General features: G+C 35.7%; 1 protein-coding gene and 1 pseudogene. Both read right to left on the bottom strand.

Annotated features, from left to right (window positions below; translation table 11 throughout):
- Window positions 1-76, bottom strand: a 76-nt coding sequence (locus IDG63_RS15025; protein WP_206176474.1) for a CTP synthase, incomplete at its 3' end; no start/stop codon positions are given.
- A gap of 233 nt (window positions 77-309) precedes the next feature.
- Window positions 310-507 (bottom strand): annotated as a pseudogene (locus IDG63_RS14245) (ATPase); the annotation flags it as partial.

Raw genomic sequence — 507 nt, 5'->3', positions numbered from 1 at the left:
GTCCTAAAGATGCTGCAACTAAACCTTTACCGATTGAAGAAACTACCCCACCGGTTACAAAAATATACTTTGTCATGATATCCTTCCTTTTCCAAAAAGTTTATATGCTTACATAAGAAGGGAGATGCGGATAACTATTTTCCTTAGAAAAAATAAAAAAATCCCCATCTTTCCTAAGAAAGACAGGGAGTAACGTGTTCATCTCACAATAGTTATGAAACTAAAGTGCCCAAATAGAATAATAATTCATTCACTTATTTGAGTCAAGGAAAAACAACATGTTTTTTTATAGAAGTTTAGAAATCTTTGTTAGAAGTCTTCTTCATCTTCCTCATCATCATCTTCTTCGTCAACTAGGCTAAGGTCGCCTTCAAGACCATCTTCAAGATCGTCTTCTTCCTCGTCGTCACCTAATTCACCTAAATCAGAAGAGTAAGCTGAAATTTCGTCTTCTTCATCTTCTTCTTCGTCATCGTAATCTTCTTCGTCTACAACGTAGTCCACATC

The organism is Staphylococcus sp. EG-SA-14 (assembly GCF_017151935.1).
GTDB classification, from domain to species: Bacteria; Bacillota; Bacilli; order Staphylococcales; family Staphylococcaceae; genus Staphylococcus; species Staphylococcus aureus.
Note: the sequence above shows the minus strand (reverse complement) of the source record. Positions and strands in the feature narration are given on the sequence as shown.